We start from the raw sequence: 26,620 nt of genomic DNA, 5'->3' as shown, positions 1-26,620 counted from the left end.
CGGCACCGGAACGAGGGAAGTCGAGCGTAGCGAGACCCGGATGTCGGGTGTGCTTTCTCTTTGGTTACTTTCTCTTTGCACAAGCAAAGAGAAAGTAACTCGCCCATGAGGGGCGAAACCTACTCGGCAGGTACACACCACAATGGGTCATGCCCAAAAAACCGAAAAACGACACACCGAATTGCCAGTCCGGTATCAAGGTGGGGCTCCTTCGCGCCGGCTCAAACGTCGGCGCTCAACGCCGCAGATAGGCGGCGAAGTCGATATCCCCGGCCGAGAGAATCGCCTGCACCCGGTTGTGCACGTTGAGCTTGCGCAGGATCGCCGAGACATGGGCTTTGACCGTGGTCTCGGCGATGTCCAGGCTGTAGGCGATCTGCTTGTTCGACTCGCCCTTGGTCATGCGCTCCAGTACCAGCAGCTGCTTGCGGGTCAGGGCGTTGAGCAGCTCGGCGGAGATGCTCGGGTTCTCCGGGTGGCTGCGCCGCGAGCTGTTGCCCTGGCTGCGGATGATGTCCGGTGGCAGGTAGACGTTGCCGCCCAGGATCTGCGCGATGGCCTCGGTCATCTGCGCCCGCGGCGAGGACTTGGTGATGAAGCCGACCGCGCCGTAGGTGATGGCCTGCAGCACCACCTGCTTGTCCTGTTCGGCGGAGACGATCACCACCGGAATGGTCGGCGCCTCGTTGCGCAGCTGCATCAGGCCGTTCAGGCCGTGCATGCCGGGCATGTTGAGGTCCAGCAGGATCAGGTCGAGGTCGTCGTGTTCCAGGGTCAGCGCCAGGGCGCTGTCCAGGTCGGCGGTTTCCATGATGCTGCTGCCGGGAAAGCCGTCGCTGATGACGTTATGGATGGCTTCGCGAAACAGCGGGTGGTCGTCGGCAATCAGGATCTTGTACATGGCCTTTCACCTCGTTGTTCTGATTATGCTGCGGTGACGGTGCGGGGGAAAGCGCGCGGCCTCAGGGCAGCGCCGCCGGCCGCGCCGGCAGCAGGGGCAGGCCGGCCTGCTCCCAGGCGTCGATGCCGTCACGGTACCAGTAGAGGTTGCCATAGCCCAGGCGATGGGCGCGCTTGACCGCGTTCCAGCTCAGCCAGCAGTCCGAGCGGCAGTAGAACACCAGCGGCCAACCCGGGTCGCCGTGGCTGATTTCGCGCAGATGGTGGCTGAAGTAGGCCTGCCAGCGCTCATCCAGCCGGCCGTCGCCGGTGTTGGCCAGCCACAGACTGCCGGGCAGGTTGGCGTGCACCTCGTCCTCGATGAACTGGCCGTTGCGCCACGGCCGACGGTAGGTGTCGATCAGCGCGGTGCGCGGCTGCTCGGCCAGCAGCCGCTGCAGGGCGGCGGTATCGAGGGTGCGGGCGGGTTCGGCACTGGCCGGGGTCGGGCTGCGGTACTGGCCGAGGCGATAGCCGTCGGCGGAGAACAGCTCGGCCTGGGCGAGGGGGATCAGCAGCAGGCCGAGCAGGCCGCTCATCAATCGGGCAGGTAGCCCCGTGGGCACGCAGTGTTTCATCGCCTTAGGTCTCGGTTCTTGTTATGGACCTATTACAAGGCATTGATCCTGCTTTGGAAATTCTACGATGGAGAGCAAAAGCAGTACCAAAGTAGTAGGCGGATAAGGGCCGCCGGCCGGGTGGAGCGGGGCGAGGGCCGATCGCGGTGGCTAACTGGCGCGGCGCAGGGCGGCGTGCTGCGGGTTGAAGGTGCAGACCGCGAGCGCGGCGAACAGCCCGGTCAGGCCCAGGCAGATCAGCAGGGCGTCGAGGCTCAGGCGCTGGTAGAGGGCGAAGCGCACCAGCTCCACCGCATGGCTGAAGGGGTTGAGGGCGCACAGCCAGTACAGCCATTCGCTGGCCTCGCGCATCTTCCACAACGGGTAGAGCGCCGACGAGAGGAAGAACAGCGGGAAGATCACGAAATTCATCACCCCGGCGAAGTTCTCCAGCTGGCGGATGCCGTTGGACAGCAGCAACCCCAGGGCACTGAGCAGCAGCGCCACCAGCAGCAGCGCCGGCAGGGCGGCGAGCAGTCCCCAGGCCGGCGGCTGCACGCCATAGAACCAGGCGATGGCGAGGAAGGCATAGACCTGCAGCAGCGAGATCAGCGCCGTGGCCAGCAGCTTGCCGGCCAGCAGGAAGGCCCGCGGCAGCGGGCTGGTCAACAGCACGCGCATGCTGCCCATCTCGCGGTCGTAGACCATCGACAGCGAGCCCTGCATGCCGTTGAACAGCAGGATCATGCAGGCCAGCCCCGGCACTATGTAGGTCTCGTAGGTGATGTAGGTGTCATAGGGGGCGATGATGGCGATGCCCAGCGCGGCGCGAAAGCCGGCGGCGAACACCAGCAGCCACAGCAGCGGGCGCACCAGGGCGCTGAGCAAGCGCGAGCGCTGCAACACGAAGCGCAGCCATTCGCGGCGCAGGATGCCGGCCAGGCAGTACCAGTAGGCGGTCATGACGCGGGCTCCGTCGGTTGCCATGTGTGGGCAGGGTGCGCGGTGCGCACCAGGGGCTGGCGTGGTGTGACGGCGCTGTGCGCGGCGCACCCTGCCAGGCGTTTCATGCCTGCTCCGCGGTCAGGCGGGCGAAGGTGGCGGTCAGGCTGACGTCGCCGGCGCTGACGCGCTGGGCTGGTCCCTGGGCCGCCAGGCGGCCGTGGTCGAGGACCAGCAGCTCGTCGTCGGCCTGCACCTCGTCGAGCAAATGGGTGGTCCACAGCACCGCCAGGCCCTGGTCGCGGCACAGCTGGCGTACATGCCGGTTCAGCGCCAGGCGGCTGGCCGGGTCGAGTCCGGCGCTGGCCTCGTCGAGCAGCAGCAGGCGCGGCCGATGCAGCAGGGCGCGGGCGATCTCCACGCGGCGGCGGTGGCCGCCATTGAGGGCGCGAACCTTGTCATGGCGACGTTCGCCGAGCTGCTGGCGCGCCAGCTCCTCGTCGATCCGCGCCTGCGCCTGGCGCCGCCCCAGCCCATGCAGGGCGGCGTGGTAGTGCAGGTTCTGCTCGACGCCGAGGTCCAGGTCCAGGGTGCTCTGCTGGAACACCACACCGAGCTGGCGCAGGGCCAGGTGCGGCTGGCGAGCGAGGCTGCTGCCCAGCACGCGGATCTCGCCCTGCTGCAGGTCGTAGAGGCGGGTGAGCAGGGCGATCAGGGTCGACTTGCCGGCGCCGTTGGGGCCCAGCAGCGCGGCGAAGCGGCCGGGCGCCACGCTGAAGCTCAGGTCCTGCAGGGCCTGGCGGGGGCCATAGGCGAAGGCCAGGTCGCTGACCTCGAGGGCGTTCACGGCGTCACCACCACGCCCCAGGGGTAGCGGCCGACCTTGATCGACTTGCTCACCTTGAGGCTGTCCACCTCGATCACCGAGACGTCGCCGCTGACCCCGTTGGTGGTCAGCAGGCGCTTCTGGTCCGGGGTGAAGGCCAGGTGCCAGACGCGCCGGCCCACCAGCAGGTAGTCGAGGACCTCGTAAGTCTTGGCGTCGACCACCGCCACGTGGTTGGCCGGGCCCAGGGCGACGAAGGCGTAGCGGCCGTCGGCGCTGAGCTTGACCCCGACCGGCTGCACCTTGTCCGGGTGCACGCCCTTGATCTGGAAGCTCAGCACCTTGAGCACCTGGCGGGTGGCGACGTCGAGCACCGTGACCGTGCCGCCGATCTCCGCCGAGGCCCACAGGCGCGTGCCGTCCCTGTCGAACTCGACGTGCCGCGGGCGCTGGTCCACCAGGGTGTTGTCCATCAGCTGCTGGGTGGCGGTGTCGATCCAGTGCAGCATGTTGGTGGTCTCGCTGGTGTTGACCGCCCACTTGCCGTCCGGGCTGACCGCCATGCCCTCGGGCTCGACGCCGACGTCGATCTGCGCCAGCACCTCGTCCGTTTGTGTATCGACCACCGTGGCCAGGGCATCGTCCTCGTTGGAGATGTACAGCCAGCGGTCGTTGGGGTGCAGGGCGAACTGCTCGGGGTCGGCGCCGGAGGGCAGCTCCTTGACGATCTGCCGCGTGGCCAGGTCCATCACCTGCACCCGGTCCGAGTCGCTGGCGCAGATGTACAGCAGCTGGTGATCGGCCGACAGCAGCAGGCCGCGCGGGCGCATGCCGACGGCCAGGGTCTCGGTGACCTCGAGGCTGTCCAGGTCGATCACGCTGATGCTGTCGTCCTTCTCGTTGGACACGTAGGCGGTGGCGGCCTGGCCGACGCCGCTGGCGAGGCCGAGGGCGATGGCGCAGGCAAGGTGGCTGAGACGCATGGATCGATCCTCTTGCTGTTGGGGCATGGCGGTGCGCACGGCGCACCCTGCGGGCTGCAGGTTCATGGGTGGTGCGCCGTGCGCACCATCAATTGGCGTGACCCGCCAGGTCGCAGCTCACCTCGGGGCGGTCGTAGCCGAGGCTGTCCATCTCGTTGTGCGGGTGCAGGAAACCCTCCTGCGGCGAGGTGCTGACCAGGGCGCGGGGCTGCACCAGGGCAATGGGCTGGCGCAGCTGGCCGTTCCACGGGCGGTAGCTGAGCTTGCGGCCCTTGAAGCCGTCCAGCGGCAGCTGCTCGCTCAGGGCCAGGCTGCGGAGCGCCGCGGCGTCGGCCCGGCGCAGCCTGGTCACCGCGCTGGCGATGCTGCGCACGGCGATCCAGGCGGCGTAGTCGCGGTCGTTCATCCAGCGCCCGGCCTGGGCCTCGAAGCGTTTCTGCAGCTGGGCGGCGCCGAAGGTCTCCACCGTCTTGTGCCAGGCGGTGGGGGTCAGGCCCTGGGTGCCGGCCACCGGCCGCGGGTACCAGGTCTGGTAGGGCAGGTACTCGCCGAAGTCGCCGCGTTCGTCGGCCACCAGCACCACGTCGTACTCGGCGGTCTGGGTGAACAGCGGCATCTCGGCCTGGGCGCTGCGGCGCTGGTCGTTGTCGAAGCTCCAGGGCTTCTCGGCGACTATGCGCAGGCCGAAGCGCCTGGCCGCGCGCCGCAAGGCGGCGGCGTAGGCCGCGTCGTCCGCGGTGGCGCCGTCGATCAGCAGCCAGCGGCTCCACTTGCGCACGGCGAGGAACTGCGCCAGGGCATCGGCGAGCATGGCCCGGCTCGGCAGGCTGTGCAGCACGTTGGTCAGGCACTGGCTGCTACGCAGCTCGTCGTCGGCGCTGCCGGCGTTGAACAGCAGGCTGTCGCTCAGGCCCGCGCTGAGCTGCCTGAGGGTGGCAGCGGGGGCGTTGACCACGAACAGGCGCACGCCCTGGGCGTGCAGCGCCGCGGCGGCCTCGACCAGGCTGGCGCCGTCTTCGCGCTCGGCGACCTCCAGGCGGTAGCCGTGCTTGAGGAAGCGCCCGGTGCTGTTGCTGTCGACGATCGCCAGTTCGGCGCCGCGCAGGCCGGCGTCCGCTGGTTCGGGGATGACGTTGGACAGCAGCGGTCCGCGGTCGGGGATGTAGGCCAGGTAGCCGATGCGCACCTGCAGTTCGGCCGCCGGGTCGGCGGCCAGGCCGGGCGGGGCCACGCCGAGCAGGGCGCACAGGCAGAACGGCAGGTGGAGTCTGAACGGACGCATGGGGCAACTCCTGGGCAGGTGTCGCCAGCATAGGAACTGCGGTAGGGCGGGGAAATATGCAGAAAGTACCAGTCGGGCGGTACCAAGGTAGTAAATCGGCTGGGATTGCCACGTTCTAGCATGGGCCGCAGAACCCACGACAAGAAGAGGTGAGAGCCATGCGTACCATCAAGACCCTGCTGCTGCCGCTGATGCTGATCGTCAGCCTGATCGGCGTCGATAGCCTGCATGCCGAGGGTGACCTGACCCGCCGCACCACCGCCTTGCCCGACCTGCGCCTGGGCGACGACGACAGCGACTACGCCATGTCGCAGCACGAATACCAGCTGGAAACCGGCAAGGCCTACCAGCTGAAGATCATCGCCAGCGGGCAGAAGGAGTACGCCTTCCAGGCGCCGGAGCTGGCCACCGCCATCTACCTGCGCAAGGTCGAGGCCGGCGGCGTGGAGATCAAGGCGGTGACCCTCACCGAGCTGGAGTTCGAGGACGCCGGCGAGGCGGAGCTCTTCTTCGTGCCGATCAAGCCGGGCAAGTTCCGCTTCTACGCCAAGGGCCTGGAGCACAAGGGCATGCTCGGCCATTTCCTGGTCAAGTAGGCCGCGCACCATCGCAAGCCTTACTACCAAGGGACTAGAGGCGGGCCACCAAAGCAGCATTCGGTGCCCGCTACGGGCTTCTTAAGATGAGGCCATGCAAGTCTCCTGTCGGCTTGTCCTGCGTGCATTCGATGAGGTCTGGAACATGAAAACTACAAAGAAAACCGCTTTCGCCCTGCTGCTGCTCGCCGTCTCCGGCACCCTCTGGGCCCATGGCGATGTGGTCCCCCAGGCGGTCAACACCCAGGGCCTGGAGGCCCTCGGCGAGGAGTGGCTGGAGGAGAACCCCTACCGCGACAACCCCCAGGCCATCGAGATCGGTGCCTCGGCCTACAACCAGAACTGCGCGGCCTGCCACGGCCTGGAGGCCAAGTCCGGCGGCATCGCCCCCGACCTGCGCCTGCTGGAGGTCGGCGCCATGGGCGACGAGTGGTTCAAGGAGCGGGTGATCAACGGCGCGGTGCGCGACGGCCGGGTGTACATGCCGAAGATGGCCGACTACCTCAGCCAGGAGGCGCTGTGGGCCGTGCGCAGCTACCTGGAAAGCGTGGCCATCGAGGAGTGACGGCCATGCGCCTCGGTCTGCTGCCGCGTCTGCTGACGGCACTGCTGTGGCTGGCGGCCCTGCCGGCCCATGCCCAGGCGCCGGTGCGCGACTACGATGCCATCGTCGCCTCCGGCGTGCTCAAGGTGGCCGTATACCAGGATTTCGCCCCCTACAGCTTCCAGCAGGACGGCCAGGGGCGCGGCGTCGATGTCGAGCTGGCCCGGGCCCTGGCCGAGGGCCTGGGCCTGGAGCTGGCGCTGATCTGGGCGCCGCCCGGCGAGAAACTCGACGACGACCTGCGCGACTACGTCTGGCGCGGCCACTACCTGCGCCCGCAGGAACTGGCCGACGTGATGCTGCGGGTGCCCTACGACCGCGACTTCGCCTACATGAGCAACGAGTTCGGCGAACTGGCCAACGACCTGGTGGTGATGTTCGGCCCCTACCAGCGCGAGCGCTGGCAGCTGGCCCATGATCGCCGCCGCCTGCAGGAGGTGCCCAGCGTCGCGGTGTTCCAGCAGCACCCGATCGGCGTCGAGGTCGACAGCGTGCCGTCCTTCTACCTGTCCTCGCTGTTCGACGGCATGCTCAGCCGCCAGACCCACCACTACCCCAACACCGCGGCGGCCTTCGCCGGCATGCAGCAGGGCGAGGTGGACGCGGTGATGGCCCTGCGCGGCGAGATCGACTGGCAGCTGCAGCAGGCCGGCGACCAGCACCTGGCATTGGCGCACAACGCCTATCCGAAGCTGGGCAAGCAGGTGTGGGACATCGGCATGGCGGTGCACCAGAGTAACCGCCAACTGGCCTACGCCCTGGAGGAACGGCTCGAAGGGCTGATCCTCGGCGGCCAGCTGAAGGCGCTCTACGGCCGCTACGGCCTGCAGTACGAGCTGCCGGGGCTGTACCAGGACGTCGAATAGCGCGGCGCCCGCGTGCCCGGGCACAACAGGAGGTGGAGCATGGGACTGGATTGGCGCGCGCTGCTGCTGTTGGCGTGTTTCGCCCTGGCCTGGGAGGCCCGCGGCGCCGAGGGCGATCCGGTCACCTCGGTGATGTGGGACTACCACCACCAGCGCCTGCTCGACGGCGCGCCCTTCGTCTTCGACGAGCGGGTCCGGGTGCTGGCGCCGCCCTTCGCCGAGGACGCCCGGCAGGTGCCGATCCAGGTCGACGCCAGCGCCCTCGGTGAGCAGGTGGTGCGGATGCTGGCCTGGGCCGAGCTCAACCCCATCCCGCGCATCTTCGATTTCCAGCCGGGCGAGCGGGTGCTGCCGCGCCTGGCCATCCGCATCCGGGTCGAGCAGGCCACGCCGATCCGCGTCGCGGTGCTGACCCGCGCCGGCCTCTGGCATGTCGGCTCGACCCAGGTCGACGCGGCCGGCGGCGGCTGCACCGCGCCCAGCGTGGTGCGCGCCCAGCCCGGCTGGCAGGAGCGCCAGGGTCAGGTGCACGGCCGCCGCTTCGCCCTGGGCGCGGCCAGCCGCCTGCGCCTGCAGGTGGTCCACCCGATGGACAACGGCCTGGTCGACGGCATTCCCGAATTCTTCCTCGACCAGGCCGAGCTGCGCGATGCCGCCGGCCGGGTGCTGGCCAGGCTCGAGCTGTTCCCGGCGGTCAGCGAGAACCCGACCCTCGGCCTGGAAGTGCAGGGCCGGGAGGAAACCCGGCTGTGGCTGCGCGACAACAACGGCAACGAGTTCGCCGCGGCGCTCTAGGCGCATCCGGCGCCAGCTCCGACCACCCGGTAGGTCGTTCGATAGATCCAGGAGGTGCCCATGCGCTGGTTGTTGCTGGTGGTCGCGCTGCTCGCCGCGTCGGGCCTGCGCGCCGAACTCGATTACGCCCTGCAACCGCGGCAGATCGCCGAGGGCGTGTGGCTGGTGGCAGGCAGCACCGCCAACTTCGCTCGGGACAACGGCGGCAATATCGTCAATACCGGTTTCATCGTCGGCGAAAACGGCGTGCTGGTGATCGACAGCGGCCCCTCGAGACGCTACGGCGAGGCCCTGCGCCGGGCCATCGCGGCGGTCACCGACAAGCCGGTCGACAGGCTGCTGCTGACCCACCATCACCCCGATCATGTCCTGGGCAACCAGGCCTTCGTCGATGTGCCCATCGCCGCGCTGCCCGGCACCCGCGCCCTGCTGGCCGAGGAGGGGGAGGCCATGGCGGAGAACATGTACCGCCTGGTCGGCGACTGGATGCGCGGCACCGAGCTGGTGCTGCCCAACGAGACGCTGCAGGCCGGCGTGCTGCACTGGGGCGAGCGGCGCCTGCACCTGCTGGCCCTGAGCGGCCACACCGGCGCCGACCTGGCGGTATTCGACGAGACCAGCGGCGTGCTGTTCGCCGGCGACCTGCTGTTCTACCAACGCGCCCTGACCACCCCCGGCACGCCGGGGCTGGAGGTCTGGCTGGACGACCTGGACCGGCTGCAAGCCTTGCCCTGGAAGCTGTTGGTGCCCGGCCACGGCCCGCTGGCCAGCGACGCCGCGCCCTTCGTGCAGATGCGCGACTACCTCGGCTGGCTGCACGGGGTGATGCAGGGCGGCGCCGAGCGCGGCGCGGAGATGAACGAGCTGATGCGCACAGCGATCCCCGCGCGCTTCGCCGGGCTCAGCCTGACGCGCTACGAGCTGATCCGCAGCGTCAGCCACCTCTATCCGCGCTACGAGCGGGGGCAGTTGCGCCGGGTGGACCGCGACGGCGCGGCCGAATGAGCTAAGGCGCGGCGTCCGTCCGGCGGAACACCAGGGCCTTGAGGCCGCTGTCGGCGGCGATGTCGGCGAACTCCGGCGGGTTGTCCAGGCGCTGCTCGAAGCGCAGCCCCGGCGCCTCCTCGGCCATGCTCCGGAGCAGGAACCCGGGGCCCAGGGCCGGGTCGTTGAGGCAGGCCAGCACCCTGCCCCCGGCATTGAGCAGCTCGGGCAGGCGGCGGAGGATCTTGCGGTAGTCCTGGGTCAGGACGAAGCTGCCCTTCTGAAACGACGGCGGGTCGATGATCACCAGGTCGTAGGGGCCGAGCCTCTTTACCTTGCCCCAGGACTTGAACAGCTCGTGGCCGAGGAAGATCACCCGGTTCAGGTCGTGGCCGTTGAGGCGGTGGTTGTCCCGCCCGCGGTTGAGGGCGGCCTTGGCCATGTCCAGGTTGACCACCTGCTCGGCGCCGCCGGCGAGGGCGGCCACGGAGAAGCCGCAGGTGTAGGCGAACAGGTTCAGCACCCGCTGGCCGCGGGCCTGCTCGCGGACCCAGCGGCGTCCGTAGCGCATGTCGAGGAACAGCCCGCTGTTCTGCTTGGTGCCCAGGTCCAGCTTGAAGCGCAGGCCGTGCTCGCTGACCAGGCACTGCTCGACGGTCGCGCCGTGCAGCCACTCGGCGGCGCAGTCCGGGCGATAGCGGTGCTGCAGCAGCAGGCCCTGGGCCCCGCACTGCTGCCAGGCCGGCGCCCGGGGCAGGCTCAGGAGCATCTGCTTCAGGGCCTGCAGCTCGGTCTCGCCCGGGTCGCGGAACAGGCATACCAGCACTATCCCCTGCAGCCAGTCGACGGTGACCTGTTCCAGGCCCGGCCAGCGCTGGCCGCGACCATGGAACAGGCGGCGGGCCTCGTCCGGGGCGGTGCTCAGGGCGGCGAGCAGGTGCTGGTGCAGGGTTTCGATGGCGTGGGCATTCATGGGCATGGTCGTCGGGGCATGGCCGGCCATTCTAAGCGAGAAGGGCGCTGCCGTTGGCCCCGGTTGCGCGCCGCGGCGGCGCCGAACGGGGCGGGTATTGCTACCAAGGGAGGAGCTAATTCGGTACTGGGTGCAATTGTGGCCCGGGGCCCTGCGTCCAAGAATCTGCGGTAGATCGGGAAAAGTTCCCGGTGATAACAATTAACCCGCAGAGGTAGCCGCAATGAAACACTCCGGTCTTCGCCAGCCCTTCCTCCTCAGTGCACTCTGTGCCGCCATGCTCGTGCCCAGCGCAGCGGCCTGGGCGGTCACCGACCAGGACATCCTGGACGACGTGAAAACCACCGACCAGATCGTCACCAACGGCCTGGGCCTGCAGGGCCAGCGCTACAGTCCGCTGGATATGCTCAACAGCGACAACGTCAAGCATCTGCGCCCGGTCTGGACCCTGTCCTTCGGCGGCGAGAAGCAGCGCGGCCAGCAGGCCCAGCCGCTGATCAAGGACGGCGTGATGTACGTCACCGCCTCCTATTCGCGGGTGTTCGCGGTGGACGCGCGCACCGGCAAGGAGCTGTGGCAGTACGATGCGCGCCTGCCCGATGACATCCGTCCGTGCTGCGACGTGATCAACCGCGGCGTGGCGCTGTACGGCGACCTGGTGATCTTCGGCACCCTGGACGCCAAGCTGGTGGCGCTGAACAAGGACACCGGCAAGGTGGTGTGGCGCAAGAACGTCGCCGACCACCGCGCCGGCTATTCGATCACCGCGGCGCCGCTGGTGGTCAATGGCAAGCTGATCACCGGGGTGTCCGGCGGCGAGTTCGGCGTGGTCGGCAAGATCGAGGCCTACGACCCGAAGAACGGCGAGCTGCTGTGGACCCGGCCGACCGTGGAAGGCCACATGGGCTACGTCTACAAGGACGGCAAGAAGATCGAGAACGGCATCAGCGGCGGCGAAGCCGGCAAGAGCTGGCCGGGCGACCTGTGGAAGACCGGCGGCGCGGCGCCCTGGCTGGGCGGCTACTACGACCCGGAAACCAACCTGCTGCTGTTCGGCACCGGCAACCCGGCGCCGTGGAACTCGCACCTGCGTCCCGGCGACAACCTCTACTCGTCCTCGCGCCTGGCGCTGAACCCGGACGACGGCAGCATCGAGTGGCACTTCCAGACCACCCCGCATGACGGCTGGGACTTCGACGGGGTCAACGAGCTGGTCTCGTTCAACTACCAGGAGGGCGGCAAGACCATCCAGGCCGCGGCCACCGCCGACCGCAACGGCTTCTTCTACGTGCTCGACCGCACCAACGGCAAGTTCATCCGCGGCTTCCCCTTCGTCGACACCATCACCTGGGCCAAGGGTCTGGACCAGAACGGCCGGCCGATCTACGTCGACGACAACCGCCCGGGTTCGCCGGCCGCGGCGGAGAAGGGCAAGAGCGTGTTCGCCGCGCCGGCCTTCCTCGGTGCGAAGAACTGGATGCCCATGGCCTACAGCCAGGACACCGGGCTGTTCTACGTGCCGAGCAACGAGTGGGGCATGGACATCTGGAACGAGGACATCGCCTACAAGAAGGGCGCGGCCTACCTCGGCGCCGGCTTCACCATCAAGCCGCTGAACGAGGACTACATCGGCGTGCTGCGCGCCATCGACCCGAAGACCGGCAAGGAAGTCTGGCGGCAGAAGAACTACGCGCCGCTGTGGGGCGGGGTGATGACCACCAGGGGCAACCTGGTGTTCACCGGCAACCCCGAGGGTTTCCTGCAGGCCTTCAACGCCAAGACCGGCGAGAAGGTCTGGGAATTCCAGACCGGCTCCGGCGTGCTCGGTTCGCCGGTGACCTGGGAGATGGACGGCGAGCAGTACGTCTCGGTGCTGTCCGGCTGGGGCGGCGCGGTGCCGCTGTGGGGCGGCGAGGTGGCCAAGCGGGTCAAGCACTTCAACCAGGGCGGCATGCTCTGGACCTTCAAGCTGCCCAAGGAACTGGTGGCGGGGCGCTGATCGGCAACCCTGCACCGCAAGCGAGGCACAAGGCCGGCTGTTTAGCCGGCCTTGTGCTTTCTGCCGTCCCGACGGGGGCAGCGTGTAGGGTTCGTCGAATTGCCGGCGGCGCACCGTCCAGCGACTACGCTGGATCGGGCTGGCGCTGCGCCGCGGCAGGGCCCCGGGCGGCGCCACTACTACCAAATGAGGAGGCGACCTGTGCCATGGATGCATACCGGCCGGCGCGGGGGCTTCCTAAGATCGAACCATGACCTGGCCCACGTCCACGGGCAGGCTCCGACAACAAGAGGACCGCATCATGATCTATGCCAAACCCGGTACCCCAGGCTCAGTCGTCTCCCTCAAGCCGCGCTACGGCAACTACATCGGCGGCGAGTTCGTCGCTCCGCTCAAGGGCCAGTACTTCACCAACACCAGCCCGGTCGACGCCTCGGTGATCGGCGAATTCCCACGCTCCGACGCCGCCGACATCGAGCTGGCCCTGGACGCCGCCCACGGCGCCGCCGAGGCCTGGGGCAAGACCTCGGTGGCCAACCGCGCACTGATCCTGCTGAAGATCGCCGACCGCATCGAGGCCAACCTCGAGCTGCTCGCCGTGGCCGAGACCTGGGACAACGGCAAGGCCGTGCGCGAGACGCTGAACGCCGACGTGCCGCTGGCCGCCGACCACTTCCGCTACTACGCCGGCTGCATCCGCGCCCAGGAAGGCAGTGCCGCCGAGATCGACGAGCACACCGCCGCCTACCACTTCCACGAGCCCCTGGGCGTGGTCGGCCAGGTCATCCCGTGGAACTTCCCGCTGCTGATGGCCGCCTGGAAGCTGGCCCCGGCCCTGGCCGCCGGCAACGCCATCGTGCTCAAGCCGGCCGAGCAGACGCCGCTGTCGATCAGCGTGCTGATGGAGCTGATCGGCGACCTGCTGCCGGCGGGCGTGCTCAACGTGGTGCAGGGTTTCGGCAAGGAGGCCGGCGAGGCCCTGGCCACCAGCAAGCGCATCGCCAAGATCGCCTTCACCGGTTCCACCCCGGTGGGCTCGCACATCCTCAAGTGCGCGGCGGAGAACATCATCCCGAGCACCGTGGAGCTGGGCGGCAAGAGCCCGAACATCTTCTTCGAGGACATCATGCAGGCCGAGCCGGCCTTCATCGAGAAGGCCGCCGAGGGCCTGGTGCTGGCCTTCTTCAACCAGGGCGAGGTGTGCACCTGCCCGTCCCGCGCCCTGGTGCAGGAGTCGATCTACCCGGCGTTCATGGCCGAGGTGATGAAGAAGATCAAGCAGATCAAGCGCGGCAACCCGCTGGACACCGAGACCATGGTCGGCGCCCAGGCCTCCGAGCAGCAGTACGACAAGATCCTCGGCTACCTGGAGATCGCCCAGCGCGAAGGCGCCGAGCTGCTCACCGGCGGCGCCGCCGAGGCGCTGGAGGGCGACCTGGCCGGCGGTTACTACATCCAGCCGACCCTGCTCAAGGGCAACAACCAGATGCGCGTGTTCCAGGAGGAGATCTTCGGCCCGGTGGTCGGGGTGACCACCTTCAAGGACGAGGCCGAGGCCCTGGCCATCGCCAACGACACCGAGTTCGGCCTCGGCGCCGGCCTGTGGACCCGCGACATCAACCGCGCCTACCGCATGGGCCGCGGCATCAAGGCCGGGCGGGTGTGGACCAACTGCTACCACCTGTACCCGGCGCACGCCGCCTTCGGCGGCTACAAGAAGTCCGGCGTCGGCCGCGAGACCCACAAGATGATGCTCGACCACTACCAGCAGACCAAGAACCTGTTGATCAGCTACGACATCAACCCGCTGGGCTTCTTCTGATACAGCCTGCAACCCGGCGCGTTCTCTCCGGCGTGCCGGCCTCCTTGTGCGACGGCCCCACGGGGCCGGGTGCGCCGCCGCCTGCGACAGCCTGGGATGTACGGTGGCAAACCCCTCTCGCAACGCGGCTTCGGCCGCGTTTTTTATTGCCGCGCCCGGATTCGCAGGATGCCCTCGAGCGCGGCGCGCCCCATCGACCGACCCATGCCGGTGCCCGCCGGGTGCGGCAGATAGCGCCGATGGCGCACGGCGCATTCGCTTGTGCGCAGGCCGATCCCTTGCTGCCCGCGCCTGAGCCAGCCGACGCACTGTGCTACCAAAGCCAGCCTGCTCTCCTCCCAAAGTACCATTCAGCCGGGGGCCGCTCCGGTGCATAACTAACAGGGCCGGAATGTCCCGGCTGGATAACAAGAGAGGACCGCGCCATGTGGACTAAGCCCGCCTTCACCGATCTGCGCATTGGCTTCGAAGTGACGATGTACTTCGCCAACCGTTGAGTCGCCCGGCCCCGGCGCTGTCGGGGCATCCCACCCGGAATTTCCCATGCATATCCAGATTCTCGGCTCCGCCGCCGGCGGCGGCTTCCCGCAGTGGAACTGCAACTGCCGCAACTGCCGCGGTGTGCGCGACGGCAGCCTGCGGGCGCAGCCACGCAGCCAGTCCTCGATCGCCCTGAGCGACAACGGCGTGGACTGGATACTGTGCAACGCCTCGCCGGATATCCGCGCCCAGCTCGAGTCCTTTCCGGCCCTGCAGCCGGCGCGCCGGCTGCGCGACACTGCGATCGGCGCGATCGTCCTGCTCGACAGCCAGATCGACCACTGCACCGGCCTGCTGACCCTGCGCGAGGGTTGCCCGCACCAGGTCTGGTGCACCGAGATGGTCCATCAGGACCTCAGCAGCGGCTTCCCGCTGTTCGGCATGCTCGCGCACTGGAACGGCGGCCTGCGGCACCACCTGATCGGGCTGGACGGCGCGCCGTTCGGCATCCCGGCCTGCCCGGACCTGGCCATCAGCGCCATTCCCCTGCGCAGCAGCGCGCCGCCCTACTCGCCGCACCGCGGCAACCCGCACCCGGGCGACAACATCGGCCTGTTCGTCGAGGACCGCCGCAGCGGCGGCACGCTGTTCTACGCACCGGGCCTCGGCCAGGTGGATGAAGCGCTGCTGGGCTGGATGCGCCGCGCCGACTGCCTGCTGGTCGACGGCACCCTGTGGCGCGACGACGAGATGCGCCAGTGCGAGGTCGGCGACAAGCTCGGCAGCGAGATGGGCCACCTGTGCCAGAGCGGCCCCGGCGGCATGATCGAGGTGCTCGACGGCCTGCCGGCCCGGCAGAAGATCCTCATTCACATCAACAACACCAATCCGATCCTCGACCCCGATTCGCCGGAGCGCGCCGAGCTGCGCGCCCATGGCATCGAGGTGGCGTGGGACGGCATGAGCATCCAGCTGTAAGGAGCCAGGCCGATGAGCCAGTCCGCCATGAGCCCTGCCGAATTCGAGCAGGCGCTGCGCGCCAAGGGCGCCTACTACCACATCCATCATCCGTTCCACCGGGCGATGTACGAGGGCCGCGCCAGCCGCGAACAGATCCAGGGCTGGGTGGCCAACCGCTTCTACTACCAGCTGTGCATCCCGCTCAAGGACGCGGCGATCCTCGCCAACTGCGCGGAACGCGACACCCGCCGCGAGTGGGTGCAGCGCATTGTCGACCACGACGGCGCGACCGGCGAGGAGGGCGGCATCGAGGCCTGGCTGCGCCTGGCCGAGGCGGTGGGCCTGGCGCGCGAGCAGGTGCTGTCCCAGGAGCTGGTGCTGCCCGGGGTGCGCTTCGCCGTCGACGCCTACCTCAACTTCGCCCGCAGGGCCTGCTGGCAGGAGGCGGCCAGCAGCTCGCTGACCGAGCTGTTCGCCCCGCAGATCCACCAGTCGCGCCTGGACGCCTGGCCGCAGCACTACCCCTGGATCGACGCCGGCGGCTACGCCTACTTCCGCACCCGCCTGGGCCAGGCGCGTCGCGACGTCGAGCACGGCCTGCGCATCACCCTGGCGCACTACCGCACGGCCGAGTCCCAGCAGCGCATGCTGGAGATCCTGCAGTTCAAGCTGGACGTGCTGTGGAGCATGCTCGATGCCATGAGCATGGCCTACGAGCTGCAGCGCCCGCCCTACCACACGGTGACCGCCGAACGGGTCTGGCACCGGGGAGTCGCCCCATGAATCCCTTGTCCATCGAGCAGGTGCCGCGCCTGCGCCGCGGCTTCCGCCTGCAGTTCGAACCCGCCCAGGGCTGCCACGTGCTGCTCTACCCGGAGGGCATGATCAAGCTCAACGACAGCGCCGGGGAGATCCTCCGGCAGGTCGATGGCAGCCACAGCGTGGCCGAGATCATCGCCGCCCTGGGCGAGCGTTTCCCCGACGTGCCGGGCATCGACGAAGACATCCTGGCCTTTATGGAGGTAGCCCATGCCCAGTTCTGGATCGAGTTGCACTGACCGCCAGCCGGGCCCGCCGCTGTGGCTGCTGGCGGAGCTGACCTACCGCTGCCCGCTGCAGTGCCCCTACTGCTCCAACCCCCTGGACTTCAGCCAGCAGGGCCAGGAGCTGTCCACCGCCGAGTGGATCGAGGTGTTCCGCCAGGCCCGCGCGCTGGGCGCCGCGCAGCTGGGCTTCTCCGGCGGCGAGCCGCTGGTGCGCCAGGACCTGGCCGAGCTGATCGCCGCGGCCCGCGACCTGGGCTACTACACCAACCTGATCACTTCCGGCATCGGCCTCACCGAGCAGCGCATCGCCAGTTTCAGCGAGGCCGGCCTGGACCATATCCAGATCAGCTTCCAGGCCGCCGACGAGGAGGTCAACAACCTGCTGGCCGGCTCCAGAAAGGCCTTCGCCCAGAAGCTGGCCATGGCCCGGGCGGTCAAGGCCGCCGGCTATCCGATGGTGCTGAACTTCGTCACCCATCGGCACAACATCGACAGCATCGAGCGGATCATCGAGCTGTGCCTGGAGCTGGAGGCGGACTTCGTCGAGCTGGCCACCTGCCAGTTCTACGGCTGGGCCGAGCTCAACCGTGCCGGCCTGCTGCCGACCCGCGCCCAGCTCGAGCGTGCCGAGCGCATCACCCATTCGTGGCGGGCCAAGCTGGCGGCCGAGAACCACCCGTGCAAGCTGATCTTCGTCACCCCGGACTACTACGAGGAGCGGCCCAAGGCCTGCATGAACGGCTGGGGCAACCTGTTTCTCGACATCACCCCGGACGGCACGGCGCTGCCGTGTCACAGCGCGCGGCAGTTGCCGGTGCAGTTCCCCAGCGTGCGCGAGCACAGCATCGAACACATCTGGCGCGACTCCTTCGGCTTCAACCGCTTTCGCGGCGACGCCTGGATGCCCGAGCCCTGCCGCAGCTGCGACGAGAAGGCCAAGGACTTCGGCGGCTGCCGCTGCCAGGCCTTCATGCTCACCGGCGATGCCAGCAACGCCGACCCGGTGTGCGGCAAGTCGGCGCATCACGGCCTCATCCTCGCCGCGCGGGAGGAGGCCGAGCAGGCGCCGGGGGCGCTGGCGGACCTGCAGTCGCGCAACGAGCAGGCGTCCCGGCTAATCTGCAAGGCATGAGCAGCACACGCGTCGCACCCTTCGGCTTCTGGGACAGCGCCTGGTCCAGCGCGCAGGCCGCGGCCGCCGGTCGCGACTTCGCCGAGCTGCGCGCCGGCCTGGGAGGCCTGGTGTGGCTGCAGTACGAACCCGCCGACGGCCGCTCGACCCTCTGGTACTGGACGCCGCAGCAGCTGCGCTGCCTGACCCCGGCCGAGTTGTCGGTGCGCAGCCGGGTCTACGAGTACGGCGGCGGCGCCTTCTGCCTCACCGACGGCGGCCTGGCCTTCGTCGGCGAGGCCGACCAGCAGCTCTATCACCAGCCCCTGGATGGCGCGCCCGAGCGCCTGACCGCGCGGCCCGACTGCCGCTACGGCGACCTGCGCTTCGATGCCCGGGCCGCCGCCCTGGTGGCGGTGGAGGAATCGCACGAAGCGGGGCGGGTGGTGCACCGGCTGGTCGCCCTCGCCCTGGCCGACGGGGCGCGCCGGGTGCTGGTCGAGGGCTGCGACTTCTATGCCGCGCCGATCCTCAGCGCCGATGGCCGGCGCCTGGCCTGGATCGAGTGGGACCGGCCCCGGCAGCCCTGGCTGGCGACCCGCCTGTGCGTGGCCGAGCGCGCTGCCGAGGGGCACTGGCTGGCGGCTCGGCTGGTGGCCGGGCAGGGCGACGACGAGTCCCTGCAGCAGCCGGCGTTCGACGACCGGGGCCGGTTGCTGGTGCTCGGCGACCGCCACGGCTTCTGGCAACCCTGGCGGGAAACGGCCGAGGGGCGGCTGGCGCCGCTGCCCTGCGCCGCCGCCGACCACGCCGCCGCGCCCTGGCAGCTGGGCAACTGCAACTACCTGGCGCTGGCCGGCGAGGGCCTGCTGTTGAGCTGGTTCGAGGGCGGCTGCGCCCGCCTGGCCGAGCGCGCCGCCGACGGCCTGGGCGAGCGCCGGCTGGCGCCGCATTACAGCCGCTTCCGCCAGCTGGCGGCCGACGCCGCGCACTTCTACCTGATCGCCGCCGCGCCGACGCGGGGCAGCGCGGTGCTGGCGATCGAGCGGGCCAGCGGCCGCTGCCGGGTGCTGGCCGGCGGCGCGGCGCCGCTGCCGGAGACCGAGGTCGCGCGGCCGCAGCCGCTGGCCTTCGCCAGTGGCGGCGAGGCCTGCCACGCCTTCTTCTACCCGCCGCACAACGGCGTCTGCCGCGGACCGGACGGGGAGAGGCCGCCGCTGCTGGTGTTCCTCCACGGCGGGCCGACCTCGGCCTGCTACCCGGTGTTCGACCCGCGCATCCAGTTCTGGACCCAGCGCGGCTTCGCCGTGGCCGATCTCAATTACCGGGGCAGCAGCGGCTATGGCCGCGCCTATCGCATGCGCCTGCAGGAGCAGTGGGGCGACCTCGAGGTGGCCGATGCCGGTGCGTTGGTCGAGCATCTGGCCGGCCGCGGGCTGATCGACCCGGGCCGCGCCTTTATCCGCGGCGCCAGCGCCGGCGGCTACACCGCGCTGTGCGCCCTGGCCTTCGGCCGGGCGTTCAGCGGCGGCGCCAGCCTCTACGGGGTCAGCGACCCCCTGGCCCTGCGCCGGGTGACGCACAAGTTCGAGGCCGACTACCTGGACTGGCTGATCGGCGATCCGACACGGGACGCCGCGCGCTATGCCGCGCGCACGCCCCTGCTACACGCGCAGCGCATCACGGCGCCGGTGATCTTCTTCCAGGGCGGCCGGGACGCGGTGGTGCTGCCGGCGCAGACCGAGGCCATGGTCCAGGCGTTGCGCGCCCGCGGTCTGGCGGTGGAGAGTCACCTGTATCCCGAGGAGGGCCACGGCTTTCGCCAGGCACGCAACCAGGCCCACGCCCTGGAGCAGGAGTGGCGCTTCTACCAGCGCCTGCTCGACCCGCGCCGCTGAGTCGCCCGCCCCCGCTCGACGCTGGTCGCATTGCATTGGCAGGCCAATCCAGTAGGCTGGGCGTTAGTCAAAACAACAACAAGCAGGCCGTAGTGTGAGCCCCGATATCAGTCTTCACCGCAAGTTCGTCTCGCCGGAAATCATCTTCGGCGCCGGTTGCCGCCATAGCGTGGGCAACTACGCCAGCAACTACGGCGCGCGCAAGGTGTTGCTGGTGTCGGACCCCGGGGTGCTGGCCGCCGGCTGGGTCGCCGACGTGCAGGCCAGCCTGCAGCGCCAGGGCATCGAGCATTGCCTCTACACCCAGGTGTCGCCCAACCCGCGCGCCGAGGAGGTGATGCTCGGCGCCGAGCTATACCGCAGCGAGTCCTGCAACGTGATAGTCGCGGTAGGCGGCGGCAGCCCGATGGACTGCGCCAAGGGCATCGGCATCGCCGTGGCCCATGGCCGCGATATCCTCGAGTTCGAGGGCGTGGACACCCTGCGCGTGCCCAGCCCACCGCTGATCCTGATCCCCACCACCGCCGGCACCTCGGCCGACGTGTCGCAGTTCGTGATCATCTCCAACCAGCAGGAACGGATGAAGTTTTCCATCGTCAGCAAGGGCGCGGTGCCCGACGTGTCGCTGATCGACCCGGAAACCACCCTGAGCATGGACCCCTTCCTCTCCGCCTGCACCGGCATCGACGCGCTGGTGCACGCCATCGAGGCCTTCGTCTCCACCGGCTCGGGGCCGCTGACCGACTCCCACGCCCTGGAGGCCATGCGGCTGATCAACGGCCATCTGGTGGCGATGATCGCCAACCCCGGCGACATCGCCCTGCGCGAGAAGATCATGCTCGGCAGCATGCAGGCCGGCCTGGCCTTTTCCAACGCCATCCTCGGCGCGGTGCATGCCATGAGCCACAGCCTCGGCGGCTTCCTCGACCTGCCCCACGGGTTGTGCAACGCGGTGCTGGTCGAGCACGTCGTGGCCTTCAACTACAACGCCGCGCCCGAGCGCTTCCGGATGGTCGCCGAGACCCTCGGCATCGACTGTCGCGGCCTGACCCACCCGCAGGTGCGCCAGCGCCTGATCGAGCACCTGATCCGCTTCAAGCGCGCGGTCGGCTTCCACGAGACCCTCGGCCTGCACGGCGTCAGCACGGCCGACATCCCCTTCCTGTCGCAGCATGCCATGGAAGATCCGTGCATCCTCACCAACCCGCGCGAGTCGAGCCAGCGGGATGTCGAGGTCGTCTATGCCGAGGCCCTCTGACCAGCAGCGCCAGGCGCTGACCGAGCTGCTCGGCCTGGGCAGCCACTCGGTGCGCAAGAGCCACTACCCGGAACTGCTGGCGCGCCTGGAAGAGCTGGAGACCGAGCGCAACCGCTACAAGTGGCTGTTCGAGCATGCGGTGCACGGCATCTTCCAGGCCAGCCTGCAGGAGGGCCTGCGCGCGGCCAACCCGGCCCTGGCGCGGATGCTCGGCTACGAGGACCCGCAGCAGGTGCTGTGGTCGCTGACCGACCTGGCCGAGTACCTGTTCGTCGGCGGCGCCGAGGAGCTGCAGCACATCCGCGACACGCTGCAGCGCCAGGGCGGCCTGTTCGGCTACGAGACCCAGCTGCGCCGGCGCGACGGCCGGGTCATCGACGTGCTGATGAACCTGCTGCTCAAGCCGGACGAGGAGGGGCTGTTCGAGGGTTTCGTCGCCGACATCAGCGAGCGCAAGCAGGCCCAGCAGCGCCTGCAGCAGCTCAACGACGAGCTGGAGCAGCGGGTCAGCGCGCGCACCGCCGAGCTGCAGGAGGCCAACCGCAACCTGCTGCAGCAGATCGTCGAGCGCAAGCGCATCGAGCAGGCCCTGCGCGAGGCGCGCGACGCCGCCGAGGCGGCCAACCAGAGCAAGGACAAGTACCTGGCGGCGGCCAGCCACGACCTGCTGCAACCCTTGAATGCGGCGCGCCTGCTGATCTCCACCCTGCGCGAGCGCAGCCTGCCGGCCGCCGAGCACAGCCTGGTCGAGCGCAGCCACCAGGCCCTGGAGGGCGCCGAGGACCTGCTCACCGACCTGCTGGAAATCTCCAAGCTGGACCAGGCGGCGATCAAGCCGGATATCGACGTCTACCGCCTCGAGGAGCTGCTGGCGCCGCTGGCCTCGGAGTTCCAGCCGGTGGCCGCGGAGGCGGGCCTGGCGCTCAGGGTGCGGATCCCCGAGTGTGCCATCAGCAGCGACTTCCGCCTGCTGACGCGCATCCTGCGCAACTTCCTCAGCAATGCCTGCCGCTACACCGAGCGCGGCGGCGTGCTCCTGGGGGCGCGCAAGCGCGGCGAGTGCCTCGAGCTGCAGGTGTGGGACAGCGGCCGCGGCATCGCCGAAGACCAGCTCGAGAGCATCTTCCTCGAGTTCAACCAGCTGCAGGTCGGCCGCGCCGCCGAGCGCAAGGGGGTCGGCCTGGGCCTGGCGATAGTCGACCGCATCGCCCATATGCTCGGCTATCGGGTGCGGGTGCGTTCGCAGTTGGGGCGCGGCTCGCTGTTCGCCATCCAGGTGCCGCGCGCCCGGCGCCCGGCCCCGCGCGTCCCGTCGCCGGCGGCGCCGCCCACGTCGGTCGGCGACCCGCTGCCGGGACGGCGCCTGCTGGTGCTGGACAACGAGCTGAGCATCCTCGACAGCATGTCGGCCCTGCTCCAGCAGTGGGGCTGCGAGGTGGTCACCGCGTTCGACCAGGAGGAGGCCCTGCGCGCGCTCGACGGCCGGGCCCCGGAGCTGATCCTGGCGGACTTCCACCTCGACCACGGGCTGACCGGCTGCCAGGTGGTGCGCCAGCTGCGCGAGCGTTTCGCCTCGCCGATTCCCGCGGTGATCATCACCGCCGATCGCAGCGACCAGTGTCGCCGTGACCTGCAGGGCCTGGGCATGCCGCTGCTGAACAAGCCGGTCAAGCCTGGCAAGCTGCGGGCGGTGCTCAGCCAGCTGCTGGGGGCGCCGGGCCCGAACCGCTGAGCCGTCCGGGCCTATGCCCCTGGAGTCAGGGCTGCGGCGCGGCGACCGCTACGGCCGCTTCGTCCCGGGCCAGGCAGGCCGCGGCGGTGAACAGCACGTCGGTGGAGGAGTTCAGCGCGGTTTCCGCCGAGTCCTGGATGATGCCGATGATGAAGCCCACCGCGACCACCTGCATGGCCACCTCGTTGGGGATGCCGAACAGGCTGCAGGCCAGCGGAATCAGCAGCAGCGAGCCGCCGGCCACGCCGGACGCGCCGCAGGCGCTGATCGCGGCCAGCAGGCTGAGCAGCAGGGCGCTGGGCAGGTCCACGGCGATGCCCAGGGTATGCACCGCGGCCAGGGTCAGCACGCTGATGGTGATCGCCGCGCCGGCCATGTTGATGGTGGCGCCCAGGGGGATGGACACCGAGTAGGTCTCCTGGTGCAGGCCCAGGCGCTGGCACAGCTGCAGGTTGACCGGGATGTTGGCCGCCGAGCTGCGGGTGAAGAAGGCGGTCAGGCCGCTCTCGCGCAGGCAGGTCAGCACCAGCGGGTAGGGATTGCGGCGGATCTTGCCGAAGACGATCAGCGGGTTGACCACCAGGGCGACGAACAGCATGCAGCCGACCAGCACCAGCAGCAGGTGCAGGTAGTCGAGCAGCGCGCCCATGCCCGACTCGGCCAGGGTCGCGGCGACCAGGCCGAAGATGCCCAGCGGCGCCAGGCGGATCACCAGCTTGACGATCGAAGTCACCCCGGCGGACAGGTCGGCGAGCAACTGCTTGCTGGCGGGGGCGGCGTGGCGCAGGGCCAGGCCCAGGCCGATGGCCCAGGCCAGGATGCCGATGAAGTTGCCCCGCAGCAGGGCGTTGATCGGGTTGTCGACCACGTTCAGCAGCAGGGTCCTGAGCACCTCGCCGATGCCGCCCGGGGGCGCCAGTTCGGCGCCGTTGCTGACCAGGGCCAGGCTCGAGGGGAAGGCGAAGCTGGCGAGCACCGCGATCAGCGCGGCGCTGAAGGTGCCCAGCAGGTAGAGCACGAGAATCGGGCGCATGTGGGTCTGCTGGTCGCGCTGGTGGTTGGCGATCGAGGCGGTCACCAGGACGAACACCAGTACCGGCGCCACGGCCTTCAAGGCCGAGACGAAGACGCCGCCGAGGAAGCCGACGGACAGCGCGGCCTGCGGCAGGAACTGGGCGAGCAGCACGCCGGCGATCAGGCCGATGAGGATCTGCACCACCAGGCTGGTGCGATCGAGCAGACGGATGAGCGGGTGTCGATATGCGGTCATGGGTACATCTCTGAGGGCTGCGGCTCGCCGGCCGCTCCGTGCAGCAATACAGCCGTCCCCGGAGGCTGGCTCCGGCGGGTGCGTCTTGCGGGGGGAAGGGGCGGCGGCGAGCGAATTGTCGGAGGTGCGGCGAGGCCTGGGCGCTCGGGCAGGAAAACCAGCGCGCGACTCTAGCACAGCCGGCCGGGGCAGGGGCGCCACCTATCGCGGCCCGGCCGCTGCCGGGCGTGTCAAGTTGCCGCCAGTCAGGCTAGGCTAGCGGTTGCTGCGAACCTGAGAGAACCGAGATGAATGACGAGCCCCTAACCGAGTCCGACGAGGCGCCGTTGAGCGCGGTCGAAGTGCGCATCCTCGGGTGCCTGATCGAGAAGCAGGCGACCACCCCCGAGGCCTATCCGCTGACCTTGAACGCCCTGGTGCTGGCCTGCAATCAGAAGACCAGCCGCGAGCCGCTGATGAACCTCAACCCCGGACAGGTCGGCCAGGGCCTGCGCAGCCTGGAGGGACGGGCGCTGGCGCGCCTGGTGATGGGCAGCCGTGCCGACCGCTGGGAACACCGTGTGGACAAGACGCTGGAACTGGTCGCCGCCCAGGTGGTGCTGATCGGCCTGCTGCTGCTGCGCGGGCCGCAGACCCTCAACGAACTGCTCACGCGCAGCAGTCGCATGCATGAGTTCGAGGATGGCGAGCAGTTGCGCCACCATCTGGACCGGCTGATCACCCGCGGCCTGGTCATCCAGCTGGCGCGTCAGGCCGGCCAGCGTGAAGACCGCTACATGCACCTGATGGGTGAGCCGGAGGATATGCAGGCATTGCTGGAGGCGCGCGCTGCCGAGGTCGAGCGCCCTGCGGCGGGATCGGCCTACGAGGCGCGGCTGGAGGCGCTGGAGGCGCGCCTCGCCGAACTGGAGGAGCGCCTGGCGCGCCTGGAGTAGGGGCTTCGGCACAATTGTCAGCGGGGTGAACACGACAGGCGCCGAGGTGGCGCCTTTCGCTCGTCGGCACGACCGAATCGTTAGCCGATGCGGCGGGCGGCACTGCGCGCGCTGCCAACGGCAGCCAGGGTGGCTCTGGCGGCTTCCTGGGGACGCTGCTCGGGGTGCTTGAAATGTCGAACGGCTGATGCGTATTTTGTACGAGCAGCGGTCCCGCTGCGGCTATCGCGCAAATTAAGGACGAACCCATGAGTACCCCTGATCGCAGTGCGCTGAGCGAGCTGCTTCGCGGCGTTGCCGAAGTCGAATGCGTGACCCCCGACCTGAATGGCGTGCCCCGGGGCAAGGTGATGACCGCCGCGGGCTTTCTCGAGGGTCGGCGCCTGCAGCTGGCGCGCGGCGTGCTGCTGCAGTGCATCATGGGCGGCTACCCGCCCGCGCGCTTCTACGGCGGCGACGACGGCGACCTGGTGTTGAATGCCGAGCCGACGCGGATTCACCTGCTGCCGTGGAGCGCCCGGCCGCGGGCCCTGGCGATCTGCGACGCGGATGAACTGGACGGCCGTGGTTCGGGCTTGTCCACGCGCACCTTGCTCAAGCGGGTACTGGCGCGTTACGCCGAGCAGGGCCTGCAGCCGGTGGTGGCGACCGAGCTGGAGTTCTTCGTCTTCGCCGCGAACCCGGACCCCCAGCAGCCGTTCCAGCCGCCGCTGGGGCTGGACGGCCGGCGCGAGAGCGGCGGCTCGGCATTCGGCGTGGGTTCCAACAATGGCCTGCGGGGGTTCTTCGACGAGGTCTACCAGTGCATGGCGGCATTGGGGCTGCCGCGCGACACCTTCATGCATGAGATGGGCCTGAGTCAGTTCGAGATCAACCTGCTGCATGGCGATCCCTTGCTGCTCGCCGACCAGACCTTCCTGTTCAAGCACCTGCTCAAGGAGGTGGCGCTCAAGCACGGGCTGATCGTGGTGTGCATGGCCAAACCCCTGGCGCATACGCCCGGCAGCTCCATGCACATCCACCAGAGCGTGGTGGAGCAGGGGAGCGGGCGCAATATCTTCAACGATGCGCAGGGGCGGGCGACCCCGGCCTTCTATCAGTTCATCGGCGGCCAGCAGGCGGCGCTGGCCGATTTCACCCTGCTGTTCGCCCCCCATGTGAACTCCTACCAGCGGCTCTGCCACCCCTTTGCCTCGCCGAACAACGCCTGTTGGTCGAGCGACAACCGTGCCGCCGGGCTGCGCATTCCGGCCAGTGCGCCGACGGCGCGGCGGGTGGAGAACCGGCTGCCGGGGGCCGACGCCAATCCCTACCTGGCCCTGGCGGCCAGCCTGGCGGCGGGGCTGTACGGTATCGAGCAGCAGCTGCAGGCGAGCGCGCCGCTGCAGGGCGAGTTCGAGGTGCCGGACGAGCTGGCCCTGCCCTGTACCCTCCATGCGGCGCTCGCGCGGCTCAAGCGCAGCCGGCTGGCGGTCGAACTGTTCGGCCAGGAGTTCATCGAAGGCTACATCGCCAGCAAGAGCATGGAGCTCGACAGCTTCCTCGACGAGATCACCCCCTGGGAGCGGCGGGTGCTCGCGGCCCCGGCGTGATGACCGGCGCCGCGCTGCTGCCCTGCGATGCCCGGGCGGCGGGAGCGGCGGAGGCCTGATTGGCGCCCTGCCGTGCGGCCAGATTGACTACGCTGTAAGGCAATTCGCTGTCGGTTGTAACTCCGCTGTGCTTTATTGCGTCTTGTACCGCCAGCACCAATTTGCAGCCC

At 69.3% G+C, this 26,620-nt stretch carries 25 protein-coding genes; 17 read left to right on the top strand and 8 right to left on the bottom strand.

Going from position 1 to position 26,620, the window contains the following annotated elements; all coding sequences use genetic code 11:
• Window positions 1-235: 235 nt before the first annotated feature.
• The 6 genes from I0D00_RS14395 to I0D00_RS14370 all read right to left on the bottom strand — a co-directional run bounded on the left by I0D00_RS14395 (window position 236) and on the right by I0D00_RS14370 (window position 5,529).
• Entirely contained in the window at window positions 236-901 is a 666-nt protein-coding gene (locus tag I0D00_RS14395; protein ID WP_213640532.1) for a response regulator transcription factor, read from the bottom strand.
• 61 nt (window positions 902-962) lie between these two features.
• Window positions 963-1,478 carry a PQQ-dependent catabolism-associated CXXCW motif protein gene (locus I0D00_RS14390; RefSeq protein ID WP_246533284.1) on the bottom strand — a complete coding sequence of 172 codons (516 nt, stop codon included), beginning with the start codon at window positions 1,476-1,478 and terminating at the stop codon, window positions 963-965.
• A 189-nt stretch (window positions 1,479-1,667) separates the two neighbouring features.
• Complete coding sequence (locus I0D00_RS14385; RefSeq protein WP_213640530.1) at window positions 1,668-2,459, bottom strand: ABC transporter permease; 792 nt, start codon at window positions 2,457-2,459, stop codon at window positions 1,668-1,670.
• 103 nt (window positions 2,460-2,562) lie between these two features.
• Window positions 2,563-3,285 (bottom strand): ABC transporter ATP-binding protein, encoded by a 723-nt coding sequence (locus tag I0D00_RS14380; RefSeq protein ID WP_213640529.1) that lies wholly within the window; start codon window positions 3,283-3,285, stop codon window positions 2,563-2,565.
• The gene (locus I0D00_RS14375) at window positions 3,282-4,247 is read right to left on the bottom strand and encodes a YVTN family beta-propeller repeat protein (protein WP_213640528.1); all 966 of its coding nucleotides are present in this window, start codon (window positions 4,245-4,247) and stop codon (window positions 3,282-3,284) included. Before I0D00_RS14375 ends, I0D00_RS14380 begins: the two co-directional genes overlap by 4 nt.
• A gap of 88 nt (window positions 4,248-4,335) precedes the next feature.
• Complete coding sequence (locus I0D00_RS14370) at window positions 4,336-5,529, bottom strand: ABC transporter substrate-binding protein (RefSeq protein ID WP_213640527.1); 1,194 nt, start codon at window positions 5,527-5,529, stop codon at window positions 4,336-4,338.
• Window positions 5,530-5,687: 158 nt separating this feature from the next.
• Between I0D00_RS14370 and I0D00_RS14365 the strand changes: the two genes are divergently transcribed.
• The 5 genes from I0D00_RS14365 (at window position 5,688) to I0D00_RS14345 (ending at window position 9,395) form a co-directional block, all read left to right on the top strand.
• Window positions 5,688-6,125 (top strand): cupredoxin domain-containing protein, encoded by a 438-nt coding sequence (locus I0D00_RS14365; RefSeq protein ID WP_213640526.1) that lies wholly within the window; start codon window positions 5,688-5,690, stop codon window positions 6,123-6,125.
• A 145-nt stretch (window positions 6,126-6,270) separates the two neighbouring features.
• On the top strand, window positions 6,271-6,690 hold the full coding sequence (pedF, locus tag I0D00_RS14360; protein ID WP_213640525.1) for a cytochrome c-550 PedF: 420 nt from the start codon (window positions 6,271-6,273) through the stop codon (window positions 6,688-6,690).
• 5 nt (window positions 6,691-6,695) lie between these two features.
• Entirely contained in the window at window positions 6,696-7,595 is a 900-nt protein-coding gene (locus tag I0D00_RS14355) for a substrate-binding periplasmic protein (RefSeq protein ID WP_213640524.1), read from the top strand.
• Between the two features lie 45 nt (window positions 7,596-7,640).
• The gene (locus I0D00_RS14350) at window positions 7,641-8,390 is read left to right on the top strand and encodes a quinoprotein dehydrogenase-associated SoxYZ-like carrier (protein WP_213641787.1); all 750 of its coding nucleotides are present in this window, start codon (window positions 7,641-7,643) and stop codon (window positions 8,388-8,390) included.
• A gap of 60 nt (window positions 8,391-8,450) precedes the next feature.
• Window positions 8,451-9,395 carry a quinoprotein relay system zinc metallohydrolase 1 gene (locus tag I0D00_RS14345; RefSeq protein WP_213640523.1) on the top strand — a complete coding sequence of 315 codons (945 nt, stop codon included), beginning with the start codon at window positions 8,451-8,453 and terminating at the stop codon, window positions 9,393-9,395.
• Window position 9,396: 1 nt separating this feature from the next.
• Here the strand turns inward: I0D00_RS14345 and I0D00_RS14340 are convergent, their stop codons facing one another.
• Window positions 9,397-10,347 carry a class I SAM-dependent methyltransferase gene (locus tag I0D00_RS14340; RefSeq protein WP_213640522.1) on the bottom strand — a complete coding sequence of 317 codons (951 nt, stop codon included), beginning with the start codon at window positions 10,345-10,347 and terminating at the stop codon, window positions 9,397-9,399.
• Window positions 10,348-10,570: 223 nt separating this feature from the next.
• On the opposite strand from I0D00_RS14340, the gene I0D00_RS14335 reads away from it, so the two are divergent.
• The 10 genes from I0D00_RS14335 to I0D00_RS14290 all read left to right on the top strand — a co-directional run bounded on the left by I0D00_RS14335 (window position 10,571) and on the right by I0D00_RS14290 (window position 22,653).
• The gene (locus I0D00_RS14335; protein WP_213640521.1) at window positions 10,571-12,346 is read left to right on the top strand and encodes a PQQ-dependent methanol/ethanol family dehydrogenase; all 1,776 of its coding nucleotides are present in this window, start codon (window positions 10,571-10,573) and stop codon (window positions 12,344-12,346) included.
• Between the two features lie 301 nt (window positions 12,347-12,647).
• Window positions 12,648-14,168 (top strand): acetaldehyde dehydrogenase ExaC, encoded by a 1,521-nt coding sequence (gene exaC / locus I0D00_RS14330; protein ID WP_213640520.1) that lies wholly within the window; start codon window positions 12,648-12,650, stop codon window positions 14,166-14,168.
• A gap of 425 nt (window positions 14,169-14,593) precedes the next feature.
• Complete coding sequence (pqqA, locus tag I0D00_RS14325; protein ID WP_003253598.1) at window positions 14,594-14,665, top strand: pyrroloquinoline quinone precursor peptide PqqA; 72 nt, start codon at window positions 14,594-14,596, stop codon at window positions 14,663-14,665.
• A 46-nt stretch (window positions 14,666-14,711) separates the two neighbouring features.
• The gene (gene pqqB, locus I0D00_RS14320) at window positions 14,712-15,626 is read left to right on the top strand and encodes a pyrroloquinoline quinone biosynthesis protein PqqB (RefSeq protein WP_213640519.1); all 915 of its coding nucleotides are present in this window, start codon (window positions 14,712-14,714) and stop codon (window positions 15,624-15,626) included.
• 12 nt (window positions 15,627-15,638) lie between these two features.
• Entirely contained in the window at window positions 15,639-16,391 is a 753-nt protein-coding gene (gene pqqC, locus I0D00_RS14315; RefSeq protein WP_213640518.1) for a pyrroloquinoline-quinone synthase PqqC, read from the top strand.
• Window positions 16,388-16,666 (top strand): pyrroloquinoline quinone biosynthesis peptide chaperone PqqD, encoded by a 279-nt coding sequence (pqqD, locus tag I0D00_RS14310; protein ID WP_213640517.1) that lies wholly within the window; start codon window positions 16,388-16,390, stop codon window positions 16,664-16,666. The genes pqqC and pqqD overlap by 4 nt, the downstream gene beginning before the upstream one ends.
• Window positions 16,638-17,786, top strand: a complete 1,149-nt coding sequence (gene pqqE, locus I0D00_RS14305; RefSeq protein ID WP_213640516.1) for a pyrroloquinoline quinone biosynthesis protein PqqE — start codon at window positions 16,638-16,640, stop codon at window positions 17,784-17,786. The genes pqqD and pqqE overlap by 29 nt, the downstream gene beginning before the upstream one ends.
• Window positions 17,783-19,663: a S9 family peptidase gene (locus I0D00_RS14300; RefSeq protein ID WP_213640515.1), complete on the top strand. Its 1,881-nt coding sequence runs from the start codon at window positions 17,783-17,785 to the stop codon at window positions 19,661-19,663. Before pqqE ends, I0D00_RS14300 begins: the two co-directional genes overlap by 4 nt.
• 94 nt (window positions 19,664-19,757) lie before the next feature.
• A complete protein-coding gene (gene ercA, locus I0D00_RS14295) occupies window positions 19,758-20,921 on the top strand; it encodes an alcohol dehydrogenase-like regulatory protein ErcA (RefSeq protein ID WP_213640514.1) in 1,164 nt (387 codons plus the stop codon).
• A complete protein-coding gene (locus I0D00_RS14290) occupies window positions 20,905-22,653 on the top strand; it encodes a PAS domain-containing hybrid sensor histidine kinase/response regulator (protein WP_213640513.1) in 1,749 nt (582 codons plus the stop codon). The genes ercA and I0D00_RS14290 overlap by 17 nt, the downstream gene beginning before the upstream one ends.
• A gap of 25 nt (window positions 22,654-22,678) precedes the next feature.
• On the opposite strand, the gene sstT is transcribed toward I0D00_RS14290, so the two are convergent.
• Window positions 22,679-23,923: a serine/threonine transporter SstT gene (gene sstT, locus I0D00_RS14285; RefSeq protein ID WP_213640512.1), complete on the bottom strand. Its 1,245-nt coding sequence runs from the start codon at window positions 23,921-23,923 to the stop codon at window positions 22,679-22,681.
• 287 nt (window positions 23,924-24,210) lie between these two features.
• On the opposite strand from sstT, the gene I0D00_RS14280 reads away from it, so the two are divergent.
• Together I0D00_RS14280 and I0D00_RS14275 are read left to right on the top strand one after the other, a co-directional pair.
• Window positions 24,211-24,858 carry a YceH family protein gene (locus tag I0D00_RS14280; RefSeq protein ID WP_213640511.1) on the top strand — a complete coding sequence of 216 codons (648 nt, stop codon included), beginning with the start codon at window positions 24,211-24,213 and terminating at the stop codon, window positions 24,856-24,858.
• Between the two features lie 350 nt (window positions 24,859-25,208).
• Complete coding sequence (locus I0D00_RS14275) at window positions 25,209-26,450, top strand: glutamine synthetase family protein (RefSeq protein WP_213641786.1); 1,242 nt, start codon at window positions 25,209-25,211, stop codon at window positions 26,448-26,450.
• Window positions 26,451-26,620 lie beyond the last annotated feature (170 nt).

Source organism: Pseudomonas lalucatii (assembly GCF_018398425.1).
In the GTDB taxonomy this organism is placed as follows: domain Bacteria; phylum Pseudomonadota; class Gammaproteobacteria; order Pseudomonadales; family Pseudomonadaceae; genus Aquipseudomonas; species Aquipseudomonas lalucatii.
The sequence above is the reverse complement of the archived record's forward strand: the minus strand, read 5'-3'. Positions and strand labels throughout refer to the sequence as shown.